A 15,634-nucleotide genomic window follows, 5' to 3' on the forward strand; every position below is an offset into this window, starting at 1 on the left:
TATTACGATAATGTGGTGAAGTAACTGAGAGATAATTCAGTGATGAAAGTCCTTGTAAAAAGCCCCACAACGATCTGAACGTACAAGTGTGGACGCAACAATGTTTCATAGCAGTACAAAAGCTAGTTACCCAAACAAAACAGCCGAAGCGGTTAACTGTATCGGCTGTTTTGTATAAAACGCTATTAATTATCTTAACAAACCTGCTGGTACTGGTTTTTCTAGCAAGTATTTGTAAATAAACTTGGTTTTAAGGTTGGCAAAGTGTGCGTTGCGGGCTGGTAAATTGCCCCAACCATGTCTGCCTCCTGGGTAAAAGGTCATTTCAAAATCTTTGCCTTTGTCTTCTAAAGCCGCTACTAACTGAAGGCTGTTTTGTAGGTGTACGTTATCGTCTATGGTGCCATGTACAATTTGTAGTACACCTTTGTATTTATCTATGTAGCTAAATACGCTGCTGCTTTTGTAGCCATCTGGGTTTTCGTCTGGTGTGTCCATAAATTTCTCGGTGTAGTGGCTATCGTACAAGCGCCAGTCTGTAACGCTACCACCTGCCATAGCATGTGTAAATACATCGGCACCATAGGTTACTGCCATGCAGCTCATGTAACCACCGTAGCTAAAGCCTGTAATGCATATTTTTTTAGGGTCGCCACCACCATTGGCTATAAACCATGTAGCCATAGTTTTATAGTCTGTCATTTCCCAATAGCCAAGGTTGCGATGCATATAGTTTACGCCCTCTTTACCAAAATGGCCGCTAGCTCTATGGTCAAAAGCCACTTGAATTAAACCTTCGCTTGCATAAAACTGGCGATTGTTGCTCCAATTCCAAGTATCCATTACAGTACCTGCATTTGGCCCACCATAAATGCTAATGAGCATTGGGTATTTTTTGCTTGGGTCGTAATTGGTAGGCCAAGTAACTACGGCTGGTAATTCGTACAAACCATCATCACTTTTTATGCGAATCAATTCAGTTTTAGCCAATGGATAATTAGCCATTTCACTACCTTTTGCATCGCCAAGTTCTTTTACTATTTTACCTTTTGCATCTACCAAAGTCATTTTAGTAGGTGTAGTTACATTGCTGTAAGTGGTAATAAAGTATTTACCATTTGGTGATAAGCTGATTTGTGCATGGTTATAATCGCCAAAAGTGAGGCGTTTTAAATCGGTACCATTCATTTTTACACTGTAAAAATCTATACGAGCTGTATTCTCTTTACTACGTGCAGTAAAGTAGATGATGCCAGCTTTTTCGTCTATCATTTTTACATCTAGCACTGTAAACTTGCCTTGTGTGATAGGATTTTTTAACGTGCCATCCATATTGTGTAGGTACAAATGGTTCCAGCCTGTTTTATCGCTGTTTAAAATAAAGCCAGTTTTATTGTCTAAGAAAGTAATTCTACCACCAGCACCATCTTCTAAGTCAACCCAAGTTTTTTGAGTTTCAGTATAGAACTCTTTCTTAGCGCCGGTTGCAGGGTTTACATCGTACAGTTTTAAGTTGTCTTGCCCACGATTAATCCACTGCACAATTAGGCTTTTGCTATCGGGTTTCCAAATAGGCCAGCCAAAATATTGGTCGTCTTTGTCGTTAAAATCTGCCCACACCGTAGCACCACCATCAGGATTTACAAAACCCACTTTTGTTTCGGGGTTTTTATCGCCCACTTTAGGGTAGCGAGTTTCTTCTAAGCTACCATGTTGCCCATCGCTATTGTAAATAGGAAACATCGGTACCATGCTTTCATCAAAGTGCATGTAGGCTAGTTTTTTGCTATCAGGGCTCCACCAAAAAGCACGATAGCGTGTAGGGCGGCCAAAAATTTCTTCATAATACACCCAACTTGCATAGCCGTTTAGTGAGGTAAAGCTACCATTAGTAGTCAACTGGGTTTCTCTATTAGTTACTAAATTGTAAGTGTATAAATTGTTGTTTTTAGTATAGCCAATGTAGTTACTATCTGGCGAAAAAGTTGGATTTTTCTCTTCGGCTTTATCGTTGGTTAAGCGTTTTTCTTCGCCATTGCTGCGCCAATACAAATCGTTGTCTTTAACGTAAACAGACTTGCCGTTTGTAGGTGCAGCATCTCTACCAAAGCCACGACCAGCAGGCATCGCAGTAGCAGCAGATGGTGTTAAAGCACCAGTTTTAATATCTAACACATAATTTTTTGCGGCAGAATCTGGATGGATTTTTTGATTTAAAATCACATGCTCATCATCTACCCATTTCACCACTACTGGTAAGGTATTGTAAAAGTTTTTCGGGGTTTTATTGGCCAATAAATCGGCAGTGGTAAACTGCTTTTGCTGTGCCAATGAAGCATTTGCAACAATTGAAGCTGATAATAACAACAGCCATTTAGATGTACTCATACGTAAACTAGGTTTGAGCAATGAAGATAAGGGGAAAAGAAATTGTGTATTTACTGTGGCTAAAGTATTGGATGAGTGGTGGGCTTTTAATAAAATAATTTGCGCACAACAACCAATGTTCATGCACATTTGTAATGCTAAAAACAATACTACATGAAGCATTATTTACTAGGTATTTTACTAACTGCAACTATTACAAGCAGTAAAGCACAAACGCATAAACTAGAAAAGATTTGGGAAACAGATACGGTGATAGCCATACCAGAATCGGTATTGCCTGATACCAAGAAAGGTTTGTTGTACGTATCGCTAATAGATGGTGCACCGTGGGCAGCCGATGGTAAAGGTGGTGTAGGCATTTTAGATGTAACTGGCAAAGTGCTAAATAGTAGCTGGATTACTGGTTTAAATGCACCAAAAGGTTTAGGCCGTGTAGGCAATAGCTTGTACGTAGCAGATATAAGCGAAGTGGTTGTAATAGACATTAAAAAAGGGGCCATAGAAAAGAAGATAGCTATTGATAGTGCTACAGGTTTGAATGACATTACCGTAAACGATAAAGGCGAGGTATTTGTATCTGACTCAAAAACTGCGAAGATTTGGAAAATTGTAAATGGTAAAGCAAGCCTTTACCTTGAAAATATGAAAGGTGTAAATGGCTTGAAAGCAGTGAAAGATGAGCTGTATATTTTGTCGGGTAAAAACTTTGTAAAAGCAGATGCCAACAAACAACTAACCACTATTGTAGAACTACCACAAGCAGGTGATGGCTTAGAACCTGTAGGTAATGGTGATTTTATTGCTACATCGTGGAGCGGCTATATATTTTATGTGTATGCTGATGGTAAATATGAAACGCTGCTAGACACACATTTAGATAAATTAAACACAGCAGATATTGGTTACGATGCTGCTAAACGCATCTTGTACGTGCCTACTTTTAATGCCAAAAAGATTATCACATTTCTTGTAAAAAAAACACACTAAAAAGCCCAATCATTTTACGATAGGGCTTTTTTATTTACTAGTAATTATTTCTTCTTGGTGGAGGACCATTTCTTCTATCATTATTACCATAACCACCACCGCTACGATTACCACTACCATAGCCACCACGGTCATTGTTACCGTAAGAACTTGGTGCTTTTCTCGGTTGGTCTTCTGCTTGTTTTACAGCAATCTTTTTACCCATCATGGCTACACCATCTAATAATTGCATAGCTTCTTTTGCTTCTGCCTCATTTAGCATATCTACAAAACCGAAACCTTTACTTTTACCCGTTGCTCTATCTATTATAATTTGAGATGATTTTACTTCGCCGTATAATTCAAACATTTCTTTTAAATCTGCTTCATCAAAATCGCCAGTTAAGCCTGCTACAAATAGCTTCATAGTAATAAATTTGTGTAAAATTAAAGGTTGAAAGTGGTATTCGATAGATTTTTGTGCGAATAGAATCGTTAAATTCCTTGTTTAATAAAACACACCTATAAACTGATGATTATTATACGTAGAAGCACAAAAAAAGGATTGCAAATTTTGCAATCCCTGAAAAAAGTGACCCGGATTGAACTACTTATTACTACCCTATTTGCGCCAAAATACGCTACAACTCAATAAAATCAATACTTTCAGCATATCTATAGTGCAATGCAATGTTCAAAAAAGTAAGCAAATGTGCATATTGTTTACCCCAATGTTTACCCCAGTTTGCATTCTTTTACGTATCTTAGTGTAAACCAATGCAATTTACAAATGCCTAGTGTATCAATTGTTTATCGTAAAGATAAGTTAAATAAGAAGAATGAAGCCCCAATCCATTTTCGTATCATTAAAGACCGCAAAATTAGTTATATAACGGCTGGCTTTATGGTCAAGTTCGAAGATTGGGATTTTGATAAGAACAAAGTAAAGTCTAAACATCCTAATAGTCAACGCTTTAACTCATATCTATCTCATAAGTACACAGAGTTACAAGACCAAGTATTTGAACATGAAACGCTTACTAAATCCAATACCGCCAAGCAGCTAAAGTCTAAGGTGTTTGGTAAAAAGCCTGTTGATTTCATACCATTTGCAACGCAGCAAATAGCTATTTATGAGGCAGAAGGCCGTGTAGGTACTTATGATAAAAATAAAGCTATCATTGAAAAACTTAAAAATTATATCGGTTCAAACAGTCTTACCTTCCAAGATTTCACCCCCGATTTTCTTGATAAATACCAAACTTACTTAAAAGTAGAGCTGAAAAATAAAACTAACACGGCAAATAATAGCTTCAAGTTTATAAGTCAAATGTTTAAAAAAGCATATAGTCTTGACTTAATAGAACATAGTTTAAACCCCTTTAACAAGTTTAAAATAAAGGAAGAAAAAACACAACGTATTTATTTAACAGAAGAAGAACTGCAAAAGATTATTGATTATAAAACTGTAGCAGGTTCAAGAATGGATGTGCATAAGGATATGTTTGTGTTTGCCTCTTACGCTGGCGGCATTCGTGTATCAGATATGTTACAGTTAAAATTTCAAAACTTTGATGGCTCAAACCTCAATATCACTATGCGAAAAACAGGTGGTCAAGTTTCTATTAAAGTTCCCAATTTCGCATTAGAAATATTAAACAAGTATCGCAATGCCGATAGTAAACCATCTGATTACATCTTTCCAATATTACACCCTACTTTAAATATTGATGATGCCAGGGAATTAGATAATGCAATAAGCAATGCAACAGCTTATCTTAATAAAAATCTTACTTATATTGCCAATAAACTTGAATTAAACAAACAACTTAGTTTTCATATCAGCCGCCACACATGGGCAACCAGAGCATTACGTAAGGGCATTTCTATTGATAAAGTTTCTAAATTGATGGGGCATTCTCAATTACGTGAAACGCAGATATACGCTAAAATTGTTAATGAAGAACTTGATAAAGCAATGGATTTATTTAACTAAGCCTTAAAAAATAAAGCAATGAGCGGTGGTGGTTTCTTTTTCAGTGAACTCGAAAGTTTTTTTATTGAAGATGCAGTAACTGAACTGCGATATTTTAATGCAAAAGCTTACGAAAATTTTGATGCTAGTGACATGCCTACAGAAATAGAGTTATATTTTTCAGGTAAGTTATTTCACCTTTGCCAGAGGATGTTTTATGACAACATAGAGAACCTTTCAAATGCAAAACTTGGCAAATACATGAGAATTTCATTTTCTCAAATTGAAACACATAATCCTATAAATAGGTATCAAGAACTAGAAGAAAGTTTTTGGCGTTTTCGTAACTCTCGTATTTCAGAGTTTAAAGTTATTGATAAATTTCATGTAAATTTCTTCAAAGGTTACTATACGGCTTATGTTAATACGTTCGGTTTGTACAAACAATTCATAATAAACGTATTTGCGGATTATCAAAAAGGTTTACTATCAAATAATTTCGAATCAAACATTCGAGAAAATCATGAGCTTCAGCAAGTATCAGATACTAAGCCTAAACTCAAAACAAACCTTTCTGTACCTCAGTTAGCTTATTTGTTTAAGATGCTTATGAATGTTAAGCCAGCAATTTTCAATACAAGTTCGAACAAAGAAATATACCAATTCATTGAAGCCAATTTTACCACGAAAGGAAAAGAAGATAGTGGCCCTACAGTTGCCAAATTAAATAACTTATATAGCAATGTAGATAAAGCAACCGCTAGTTTTTGGGTAGAAAAGCTAAAAAAAATGCTAGAAGATACTAGAAAAATATAAAAAATAACATAGCCACAACCCTTGCTATTATTGCATTACAGCAGGGGTTGTACAACCCCTTACAACCTTTTTATTTGCACCGCCTATCCCATTTTTGCGCTAGTGAATTATTTAGTAACAAGCAAAACTTAAAAACAAATGGAAGTTGTAACCATCCAATCAGAAGCATTCAACTTGATAGTTGACAAAATCGAATCTGTACACAAAAGGCTCGATGCAAAAGAAAAAACACCAAAAGAAATTTGGCTCGATAATACCGAGTTAATGGAAATGCTTAAAATCTCAAAGCGTACAGCCCAAAGCTACCGTGACCAAGGCGTTATTTCTTTCTCACAAGTAGGTGCTAAAATTTATTATCGCCTGGCAGATGTTGAAGCCCTTTTAAACAAGCACTACCACAAAGCTTTTAAAAACTAAAAGCCACCACTTGCCCTTTGGTTAATAGTGCGGCCGCCTATTAGCTAACTACCAATTTATTTATTGTGTCATGCTTTTCGTCAATCTCACATTTGGCGTAAGGGCTTTTTATTGCCTTTTAAATAACAAATAAGTATGCCTTTACATACTAGTACCTTACTATTGCCTTTACCCAAGCAAAGTATTACACCAAAGGAAACATTAATTAATACTTGGGGTGTTTATTTAGATACCTTCAATTGGCAGTATTACTGCACTTTCACCGCAGTAAAGCCCATGTCTTTAATACTTGCACGTTCGTCTATGGTAAGCCTACACAATGCTTTAAACAAGCAATACTCACCTGTACAAATGTTTTGGGTGGCAGAGCCTTTTGATACAAAATATGGTTATCACACACATGCCTTACTATCACTTAACCTACCCATCAATAAAAAAACAGAAACAACCTTAAAAAACAATTGGGCTACAGTTGTTGGCGGCAAGTCTACCAAATTCTACAACCGTACACTCATTATGCCTTATATAAAAAATTGGGGGGCTAATTTTTATTTAAGTAAGTACCTTCATAAGCATTCCTGCGACCATGATTTTTTTGTGTAACCAAAATCAGTTACGCTTTAAAATTTGCGAGCATTATATTTGAAAATAATTCTTTATTCAAGTTACAACGATTTTATAACTGTATGTCAGAAGACCAAAAGAAACAACTAGAACAACAGCTTTGGAATATTGCCAACACACTTCGTGGCAAAATGGATGCAGACGAGTTTAGAGATTACATACTAGGCTTTATCTTCTATAAGTATTTGAGTGAAAAAATGCACATTTATGCCAATACTATTTTACAAGAAGATACAATTACTTACGAAAAAATTAATGAATCAACCGACGAAGGCAAAGAATATTTAACCGCTATTAAAGAAGAAGCCTTAACCACTTTAGGCTATTTCCTTAAACCTAGCGAATTATTTAGCCAAGTAGCAAAACGTGGCAATACCGTTGCTGCCGAAGCCACAGAAACCAAAGAAGACAATACCCAAAAAAGCAATTTCATTTTAGCAGACTTAGGCAATATTTTAAAAAACATTGAGCAAAGTACAATGGGTACTGATAGCGAAGATGATTTTGATAACCTGTTTGAGGATTTAGATTTAACCAGTACCAAACTAGGGCGTACCGAAACCGAAAAAAACACGCTTATTGCCAAAGTATTGGCACATTTAGATAATATAGATTTTCAATTAGCCAATACCGAGTTAGATGTTTTAGGCGATGCTTACGAATACCTCATTGGTAAGTTTGCAAGTGGTGCAGGTAAAAAAGCAGGTGAGTTTTATACACCGCAAGAAGTTTCTACTGTTTTAGCCCGGTTAGTTACTATTGGCAAGCAAAAAATAAAATCTGCCTACGATCCTACTTGCGGTTCGGGTTCTTTACTACTACGCATTAAAAAGCAAGTTCAAGAAGTAGGTAATTTCTACGGGCAAGAGCTTAACCGTACTACTTACAACTTAGCACGTATGAACATGATTTTGCACGGTGTGCATTATCAAAAGTTTGATATAAGGCAAGAAGATACTTTAGAAAAGCCGCAGCATTTTGATATGCGTTTTGAGGCTATTGTTGCCAATCCGCCATTTTCTGCCCATTGGAGTGCCAGCCCATTGCACATGAGCGACGACCGTTTTAGCCAATACGGCAAACTAGCCCCAACCACCAAGGCAGATTTTGCTTTTATACAGCACATGGTGCATCAATTAGCCGATAATGGTACGATGGCAGTGGTAGTACCACATGGCGTTTTGTTTCGTGGTGGTGCTGAGGGGCATATAAGGCAATACTTGATAGAAGACCGTAATTATTTGGATGCAGTAATAGGCTTGCCAGCCAATATTTTTTATGGTACTAGCATACCTACTTGCATTTTGGTATTAAAGAAATGTAGAGAAAACCCCAACGATATTTTATTTATAGATAGTAGCCAATACTTTGAAAAGCGTGGCAACCAAAACTATTTAAGGGAAGATGATATTGACCTGATTGTTGATACAGTAAAGCAGCGTACTAATGCAGCTAAATACAGCCAAGTAGTACCATTGCAACAAGTGGCCGATAATGCCTACAACTTAAACATACCACGCTATGTAGATACGTTTGAAGCAGAAGACAGTATTGATATTAATGCCATAGCCAGCCAGCTAAAAGCACTAGAAACCAATATAAAAACTACCGATGCCACCATTGCACAATTTTGTGCAGAGCTAAATATTGTAGCACCCTTTTAATACAGCTATATGGAACAGCAAAATATTATTATTTATAACACCAAAGATGGTAAGTCTTCTGTAACATTAATGGCAACAGATGGCAATGTATGGATGAGTCAGGCACAACTAGCCCAACTTTTCAACACCTCTAAACAAAACATAAGCCTACACATTATAAACATACTGGAAGAGAAAGAGTTAGACAGCAATTCAGTTGTAAAGGATTACTTGACAACTGCCGCCGATGGCAAAAATTACAATGTCACCTTTTACAGTTTAGACATGATTTTGGCCATTGGCTTTAGGGTACGTAGCAACCGTGGCACACAGTTTAGGCAATGGGCCAATACACACCTAAAAGAATACATGATTAAAGGCTTTGCCATGGACGATGAACGCCTTAAAAACCCCGATGGCCGACCCGACTATTTTGATGAATTACTAGCACGTATAAGAGATGTAAGAGCATCCGAAAAAAGATTTTACCAAAAAGTACGTGACTTATTTGCCCTTAGCAGCGATTACGATGCTACCGACAAAGCCACACAAATGTTTTATGCCGAAACCCAAAACAAAATACTCTATGCCATTACAGGGCATACCGCTGCCGAAATTATTGTAACCCGTGCCAACCCCAACCAACCCAATATGGCACTTACCAGCTTTAAAGGCAATGTAGTACGTAAGCAAGACATTTATATTGCCAAAAACTACCTTACTGCTACCGAATTAGATAGCCTAAACCGCTTTGTTGTTGTCTTTTTAGAAACAGCCGAATTAAGGGCACAAAACAGGCAAGATATTACCATGGATTTTTGGCGAGATAATATTGACAAAATAATACAACTAAACGATAAGCAGGTACTTAACCACAAAGGCAGCATTAGCCACCCACAAATGGAAAAGCAGGTAGAAGCTATATATGCACAATACGATGCCAACCGTAAACAAGCCGATGCACAACAAGCCGATGCCTTGGATTTGCAAGAACTAAAGCAGTTAGAAACCAAAATAAAAGCCAGCAAAAAATAATGGAAAAGCAAACAAACACACCTGCATTGCATTTTCCTGAATTTAAAGGCAAATGGGAAACGAAGAAATTGGGAGAAGTTTTCTCTATTTTTAATGGTTACGCTTTTCCGAGTAATGAAAGTGTAGACAATGGTGTTTTATGGGTTAAAATTGCAGATGTTGGAATTCAAGAAATGAAGAAAGAAAACATTTCATATTTACCAATAGATTTTAAAAATAAGCATTCTAAGTTTTTATTAAAAAAAGGGGATTTTGTAGTAGCCTTAACTAGACCAGTTTTAGGCGGTAAATTAAAAATTGCTCAAATAGATGATTTTTTCAATGGCTCATTACTCAATCAAAGAGTCGGTAGAATTGAAACGAATTATTCAAAAGTATTTATTTATTGCTATCTGCAAAAGGTAGAATTAATCAAATCCATAGAAAATAATATTGCTGGGTCTGACCCACCTAATTTATCACCCACTGAAATAAATTCAATTGAATTAATAATTCCCACATTACCCGAACAACAAAAAATAGCCAATTTTTTCACAGCTATTGACGAAAAAATACAAGCCCTACAACAAAAGAAAGAACTGCTACAGCAATACAAAAAAGGCATCATGCAGCAATTGTTTACCCAGCAATTACGCTTTAAAGATGACAACTGCCAAGATTACCCAGATTGGGAAGAAAAGAAGTTGGGTGATTGTTTAGATTACTTGCAACCAACCAATTATTTAGTTACAAGTACAGAATACGATGATTCATACAAGACACCTGTATTAACTGCTGGTAAAACTTTTATACTAGGATATACAAATGAAGAATACGGTATTTTTTCCAATAATTTGCCAGTCATAATATTTGATGATTTTACGACTGCTACACAGTTTGTGAATTTTCCATTTAAAGCAAAATCATCTGCAATGAAAATACTTATTGCAAAAGAAGGTGTGGATGTTAAATTTATGTATGAAGCAATGCAAATAATGAAATACGAAATCGGTGGTCACGAAAGGCATTGGATTTCAAAGTTTACACAAATTGAGTTACAAATACCATCATATAAAGAACAAACAAAAATTGCAAATTTCTTATCATCCATAGATGAAAAAATAAACCACACCCAAACCCAAATACAGCAAGCCACCCAATGGAAAAAAGGCTTGTTACAAACTATGTTTTGCTAAATAATTCACTTTTTTAGTGAACTTAATTAAATAACCACTAACTTTGAAAATCCTTAACCGAAAATGCTAATCGAATATGAAAAAGACTATCTGCGAGAGTTGTATGAAGATGGTAAAGCCAAAAAAAGTAAACACGTCTTTCAGAAGCAGATTATCGAGAAATACAAAATCACAATAGATAAGCTAAAAGCCGCCAATCGTATCGAAGATTTATTTCCCTTTGCTAGTTTAAATTACGAAAAGCTCACAGGCAAGAAAAGGCATTTAGAATCGGTTAGGGTAAACAATCAATATCGTATTGAGTTTATGAGTAGCATTGAAGGCGAAGAACCCGATTCAGTAACAATTTGTGAAATTGTAGAATTAAGTAACCATTACAAGTAGTAGCCCCACATGAAGCCAACCACCACCAACAACAGCATTCCATTTAAAGCCACCCATCCCGGTTCATTATTAAAAGACGAATTAGAAGCTAGAGAAATAAGCCAGAAAGATTTTGCATTACAATTAGGTGTAAAAGCTAATTTTTTGAATGAAATAATAAAAGGTAAGCGACCAATTACAGCAGATTATGCTATTCTCTTAGAATCTTTATTACAAATACCTGCCGATTATTGGTTACGTTTTCAATCTCAATACGAAATTCAAGAAGCTAGAATAAAAGAAAAAAACATTCTAAAGCTTGCAAATATTGGGCTTTGGGAAATAATAAAAGATTGTATCCCAGTTAACTATTTTAAAAAACTAGGGTATTTTGTAGATGACTTACCAAGTAACATCGCAAAAGTGCATGAGATGTTCAACGTAACCACAATTGATGAATTGGTTGGGTTAAAAGCAAAAGCACAATATAAATATTTCCGTAAATCAGATAAACTTACAGCCGATGATAGCCATGTACTTGCTTGGTCTGGTATTGTCAAGTATGAGGCAAGTAAAATGGAAGTAGAGCAATATAATGCTCAAAATATTGAAGAACTTACCCTAGAATTACAAGCTATCTTCTACAAGAATAAAGATGTTATTGAAAAGACAAAACAAAAGCTACAAGAATACGGTATCAAATTAGTAATTGTAGAACGGCCACAAGGTAAAACACCTATTGACGGTCTAGCCTTTTGGTCAGGCGATAACCCTGCTATTGCCTTAAGTATGCGTTACAACCGTGTGGACAATTTTGCATTTACAATTATGCACGAAATAGGCCATTTCGTATTGCATCTATCAAATAAATCCGATTCTGAAATTTTAGAATCTTCCAATAAGCAATCACCCATTGAAATTGAAGCAGACGAGTATGCTAAAGCTCATGTAATATCTAAATCACTTTGGGATGAAGTATGCAAAATAAAACAGCATAATGATGCACCAATCATTGCATTTTCAAAAAAATACAAAATACACCCTGCAATAATTTTCGGTCGTATTTGTAACCACAATGAAAACTTTAAGGTTAGTACAACAATAGATAAAACGTTGCATTAAATAATTTTATCTTAACTTGGCTTATAAATGTTTGTAATGGGTTTATTTTAGGTCAAAAACGATTTCGGTATAAACATTTGTTTATAAATAAATGTCCCAAATAATTATCAACATAATGTTCAAAACACTTTACTTTGTACCATCAACATGCCCCCCGTGCCTCTTTACAATGCATACTCGGGGGGCTTTCTCATTTTTATACCTGTCGTAAATGAAGTACGAAAAACTACCACTTAGTATAGATGCTCAAATTGCTTTACTGCAAGCAAGGGGGTTATCAATCAATAATATTGAAGAAGCAAAGCATTGTTTGGCTCATGTTAGCTATTACAGGCTAAGTGCTTATATGCTACCCTTTCAATTAAGAGATGGCTCTCACACTTTTTTAAAAGATACTTCTTTTAATATGGTAATGGATTTGTACAGTTTTGATAGAGAATTGAAGCTAATGCTATTTGATGCCATTGAGCGGATTGAAATTGCTATCCGTACCAAAATTATCTATACCTTATCGCTAAAATATGGTGGTCATTGGCAAGATGAAGCCAAACTATTTGCCAATAAAAATGTATTTTTTAGCCTACAAAAAAGCATTACCGACCATTGTTCGCAAAAACATAAAGAAACATTTATTGAGCATTACTTAAACAAATACGACGAGCCAGCCACGCCACCCAGTTGGATGAGTTTAGAAATTATTACCTTAGGTCAGTTATCGCAAGTGTACAATGCCATAAAAGATACAGCCATTAAAAAGGAAATAGCAGCCCATTTTGGTTTGTTTCCAGAAGTGTTGCAATCATGGGCACATGCTACTACTTATGTTCGGAATACCTGTGCACACCACAGCCGTTTATGGAATAGAGAATTAGGCGTTCGCCCAATTTTACTAACCATCAAAAAGCCCAAACACCCTTGGATAAGTCCATCCTATCATAACAATGCAAGGCTATACTATTTTCTATGTTGTACTTTTTATTTATTAAAAACAGTAAGCCCAGATGGGCATTTTAGAGACAAGCTTTTTTCTCTCTTAGAAAAACACAATACAGTACCCATACAATATATGGGCTTCCCTACTAATTGGCAAGATGAACCACTTTGGCAATAACTTACAACTTATAAACTATAACCTACCACTTACAACTTATATCGCACCATGTCTACACAACCCGAACAAGTTCTAGAAGATAACCTAGTAAAGCAATTGGGCTTGTTGGGCTATAGCATTGTTACCATAAAAGACGAAGCCGATTTATTAAAAAACCTAAAAGGGCAGTTAGAGAAACACAACCAAATCACGTTATCCAATACTGAGTTTGCACAAATATTAAACCACCTAAACAAAGGCAATGTTTTTGAACGTGCCAAAATTTTAAGAGATAAAGCCAAATACAATAAAGACAATGGCGAGGTAGGTTATTTAGAGTTCATTAATCAAGACCATTGGTGTCAAAACCAGTTTCAAGTTACCCAGCAAATTAGTATAGAAGGCACTTACAAGAACCGTTATGATGTTACCATACTTATCAATGGCTTGCCATTAGTGCAAATAGAATTAAAACGTAGAGGCTTAGAATTAAAAGAAGCATTCAATCAAACCAACCGTTACCACCGCCATAGTTACGGGGCTTCTAATGGCTTGTTTTTATACGTTCAACTGTTCGTTATTAGCAATGGTGTTAATACCAAATATTACGCTAACAACCGTAACCAATCCTTTAAACAAACCTTTTATTGGTCAGATGCTGAAAACAAAACTATTAGACAGTTAGAAGCATTTACAACAGTGTTTTTAGAGCCTTGCCACATTAGCAAAATGATTACCAAATACATTGTGCTAACTGAAGATAAAATATTAATGGTGTTGCGTCCGTACCAATATTACGCCACCGAATCCATAATTGATAGAGTAAAAAACAGCACAAAAAACGGGTACATTTGGCATACCACAGGTTCAGGAAAAACATTAACATCCTTTAAAGCAAGTCAGCTATTAATAACACTGCCGCAAATTCATAAAGTAGTATTTGTAGTAGATAGAAAAGACCTAGATTATCAAACCACCAAAGAATACAACAGTTTTGCCGAAGGCAGTATAGACGGTACAGATGACACTAGAATGCTTGTAAAGCAATTCTCAGGTGACTATTTAACCAAGGATAAAAAATTAAAAACTACTAAGCTTATCGTTACCACCATTCAAAAACTAAATGCAGCCATCAGCAAGCAATCGCATTTAGCCAAAATGGAGAAACTGAAAGACCAAAAAATCGTTTTCATATTCGATGAATGTCACCGTAGCCAGTTTGGCGAAACCCATAACCGTATAAAAGCCTTCTTCAACAATTTTCAAATGTTTGGCTTTACAGGTACACCCATATTTGCAGATAATGCAGTAAAAAATGCTTTAGGCTTGCGTACCACTAAAGAATTGTTTGACGATTGCTTACACAAATATGTTATTACCGATGCTATACGAGATGAAAACGTTTTAAAATTCTCGGTTGAGTATGTAGGTAGATACAAGCTAAAAGAAGATAGTAAAAACAACATAGATATTAATGTAGAAGATATAGATACAGCAGAGTTATTAGAATCCCCAGACCGTCTTAATAAGATTATCGATTACATCATAGCCAATCATAACCGTAAAACACACGAAAGAGCATTTACTGCCATGTTTTGTGTTAGTAGCGTCAATACCTTAATTAAGTATTACGACCTTTTTAAAGCAAAAAAAATAGCTGACCATCATGATTTAAAAGTAGCTACCATCTTTTCTTATGGGGTAAATGAAGACGACCAAGATGCAAATGGCTACTTACCAGAAAATACATTTGTTGCAAAAGATGATATACCTGTTTATGGCACACATTCTCGTGAAAAACTAGATGAATACATTGCAGATTATAACGCCATGTACAAAACAAAGTATTCAACTAAGGATAGCGATACTTTTTATAATTAACTCAAGTTGCTAGTTAATTTTCTTTAGCTGTAAAGCAAACAGGAATAATGCTATTTTCAGGAGGAAGCCTTTAATTGTTACTGCATGAATTGTTCTTAGGAACAATGCTTTGAGTTCACTAATGCTTGATTCTATTTGT

General features: G+C 35.7%; 14 protein-coding genes and 1 pseudogene. 12 read left to right on the forward strand and 3 right to left on the reverse strand.

Annotated elements, in window-relative coordinates; genetic code table 11:
• Positions 1 to 189: 189 nt before the first annotated feature.
• Complete coding sequence (locus tag ACT9TX_RS02960) at positions 190 to 2,388, reverse strand: S9 family peptidase (RefSeq protein WP_481336715.1); 2,199 nt, start codon at positions 2,386 to 2,388, stop codon at positions 190 to 192.
• 153 nt (positions 2,389 to 2,541) lie between these two features.
• On the opposite strand from ACT9TX_RS02960, the gene ACT9TX_RS02965 reads away from it, so the two are divergent.
• Entirely contained in the window at positions 2,542 to 3,375 is an 834-nt protein-coding gene (locus ACT9TX_RS02965) for an ATP-binding protein (protein WP_481336716.1), read from the forward strand.
• Positions 3,376 to 3,412: 37 nt separating this feature from the next.
• Here ACT9TX_RS02965 and ACT9TX_RS02970 read toward each other — a convergent pair whose 3' ends face one another.
• Positions 3,413 to 3,781, reverse strand: coding sequence for an RNA recognition motif domain-containing protein (locus tag ACT9TX_RS02970; RefSeq protein ID WP_481336717.1), 369 nt, complete (start codon positions 3,779 to 3,781; stop codon positions 3,413 to 3,415).
• Between the two features lie 363 nt (positions 3,782 to 4,144).
• Here ACT9TX_RS02970 and ACT9TX_RS02975 point away from each other — a divergent pair, with 363 nt between their 5' ends.
• The 11 genes from ACT9TX_RS02975 (at position 4,145) to ACT9TX_RS03025 (ending at position 15,495) form a co-directional block, all read left to right on the forward strand.
• Positions 4,145 to 5,350 (forward strand): tyrosine-type recombinase/integrase, encoded by a 1,206-nt coding sequence (locus tag ACT9TX_RS02975; RefSeq protein ID WP_481336718.1) that lies wholly within the window; start codon positions 4,145 to 4,147, stop codon positions 5,348 to 5,350.
• Positions 5,351 to 5,368: 18 nt separating this feature from the next.
• The gene (locus ACT9TX_RS02980) at positions 5,369 to 6,145 is read left to right on the forward strand and encodes a hypothetical protein (RefSeq protein WP_481336719.1); all 777 of its coding nucleotides are present in this window, start codon (positions 5,369 to 5,371) and stop codon (positions 6,143 to 6,145) included.
• A 138-nt stretch (positions 6,146 to 6,283) separates the two neighbouring features.
• Positions 6,284 to 6,562 (forward strand): helix-turn-helix domain-containing protein, encoded by a 279-nt coding sequence (locus tag ACT9TX_RS02985; RefSeq protein ID WP_481336720.1) that lies wholly within the window; start codon positions 6,284 to 6,286, stop codon positions 6,560 to 6,562.
• Between the two features lie 135 nt (positions 6,563 to 6,697).
• Complete coding sequence (locus ACT9TX_RS02990; RefSeq protein WP_481336721.1) at positions 6,698 to 7,165, forward strand: hypothetical protein; 468 nt, start codon at positions 6,698 to 6,700, stop codon at positions 7,163 to 7,165.
• 83 nt (positions 7,166 to 7,248) lie between these two features.
• A complete protein-coding gene (locus tag ACT9TX_RS02995; RefSeq protein WP_481336722.1) occupies positions 7,249 to 8,850 on the forward strand; it encodes a type I restriction-modification system subunit M in 1,602 nt (533 codons plus the stop codon).
• Between the two features lie 9 nt (positions 8,851 to 8,859).
• Positions 8,860 to 9,864, forward strand: a complete 1,005-nt coding sequence (locus ACT9TX_RS03000) for a virulence RhuM family protein (RefSeq protein WP_481336723.1) — start codon at positions 8,860 to 8,862, stop codon at positions 9,862 to 9,864.
• Positions 9,864 to 11,039, forward strand: a complete 1,176-nt coding sequence (locus tag ACT9TX_RS03005; RefSeq protein ID WP_481336724.1) for a restriction endonuclease subunit S — start codon at positions 9,864 to 9,866, stop codon at positions 11,037 to 11,039. Before ACT9TX_RS03000 ends, ACT9TX_RS03005 begins: the two co-directional genes overlap by 1 nt.
• A 63-nt stretch (positions 11,040 to 11,102) precedes the next feature.
• Positions 11,103 to 11,423: a type II toxin-antitoxin system RelE/ParE family toxin gene (locus ACT9TX_RS03010; RefSeq protein ID WP_481336725.1), complete on the forward strand. Its 321-nt coding sequence runs from the start codon at positions 11,103 to 11,105 to the stop codon at positions 11,421 to 11,423.
• Between the two features lie 9 nt (positions 11,424 to 11,432).
• The gene (locus tag ACT9TX_RS03015) at positions 11,433 to 12,524 is read left to right on the forward strand and encodes a HigA family addiction module antitoxin (RefSeq protein WP_481336726.1); all 1,092 of its coding nucleotides are present in this window, start codon (positions 11,433 to 11,435) and stop codon (positions 12,522 to 12,524) included.
• Between the two features lie 211 nt (positions 12,525 to 12,735).
• Positions 12,736 to 13,635, forward strand: coding sequence for an Abi family protein (locus ACT9TX_RS03020; RefSeq protein WP_481336727.1), 900 nt, complete (start codon positions 12,736 to 12,738; stop codon positions 13,633 to 13,635).
• A 48-nt stretch (positions 13,636 to 13,683) separates the two neighbouring features.
• Entirely contained in the window at positions 13,684 to 15,495 is a 1,812-nt protein-coding gene (locus ACT9TX_RS03025; protein ID WP_481336728.1) for a type I restriction endonuclease subunit R, read from the forward strand.
• Positions 15,496 to 15,504: 9 nt separating this feature from the next.
• Here ACT9TX_RS03025 and ACT9TX_RS03030 read toward each other — a convergent pair.
• Positions 15,505 to 15,634, reverse strand: a pseudogene (locus tag ACT9TX_RS03030) (IS982 family transposase); the annotation flags it as partial.

This window comes from Parasediminibacterium sp. HNIBRBA5674 (assembly GCF_056745525.1).

Bases quoted from the DNA above. Each gene is read 5' to 3' on its own strand.
- ACT9TX_RS02960 (WP_481336715.1), bottom strand. From the start codon at position 2,388: ATGAGTACATCTAAATGGCTGTTGTTATTATCAGCTTCAATTGTTGCA.
- ACT9TX_RS02965 (WP_481336716.1), top strand. From the start codon at position 2,542: ATGAAGCATTATTTACTAGGTATTTTACTAACTGCAACTATTACAAGC.
- ACT9TX_RS02970 (WP_481336717.1), bottom strand. From the start codon at position 3,781: ATGAAGCTATTTGTAGCAGGCTTAACTGGCGATTTTGATGAAGCAGAT.
- ACT9TX_RS02975 (WP_481336718.1), top strand. From the start codon at position 4,145: ATGCCTAGTGTATCAATTGTTTATCGTAAAGATAAGTTAAATAAGAAG.
- ACT9TX_RS02980 (WP_481336719.1), top strand. From the start codon at position 5,369: ATGAGCGGTGGTGGTTTCTTTTTCAGTGAACTCGAAAGTTTTTTTATT.
- ACT9TX_RS02985 (WP_481336720.1), top strand. From the start codon at position 6,284: ATGGAAGTTGTAACCATCCAATCAGAAGCATTCAACTTGATAGTTGAC.
- ACT9TX_RS02990 (WP_481336721.1), top strand. From the start codon at position 6,698: ATGCCTTTACATACTAGTACCTTACTATTGCCTTTACCCAAGCAAAGT.
- ACT9TX_RS02995 (WP_481336722.1), top strand. From the start codon at position 7,249: ATGTCAGAAGACCAAAAGAAACAACTAGAACAACAGCTTTGGAATATT.
- ACT9TX_RS03000 (WP_481336723.1), top strand. From the start codon at position 8,860: ATGGAACAGCAAAATATTATTATTTATAACACCAAAGATGGTAAGTCT.
- ACT9TX_RS03005 (WP_481336724.1), top strand. From the start codon at position 9,864: ATGGAAAAGCAAACAAACACACCTGCATTGCATTTTCCTGAATTTAAA.
- ACT9TX_RS03010 (WP_481336725.1), top strand. From the start codon at position 11,103: ATGCTAATCGAATATGAAAAAGACTATCTGCGAGAGTTGTATGAAGAT.
- ACT9TX_RS03015 (WP_481336726.1), top strand. From the start codon at position 11,433: ATGAAGCCAACCACCACCAACAACAGCATTCCATTTAAAGCCACCCAT.
- ACT9TX_RS03020 (WP_481336727.1), top strand. From the start codon at position 12,736: ATGAAGTACGAAAAACTACCACTTAGTATAGATGCTCAAATTGCTTTA.
- ACT9TX_RS03025 (WP_481336728.1), top strand. From the start codon at position 13,684: ATGTCTACACAACCCGAACAAGTTCTAGAAGATAACCTAGTAAAGCAA.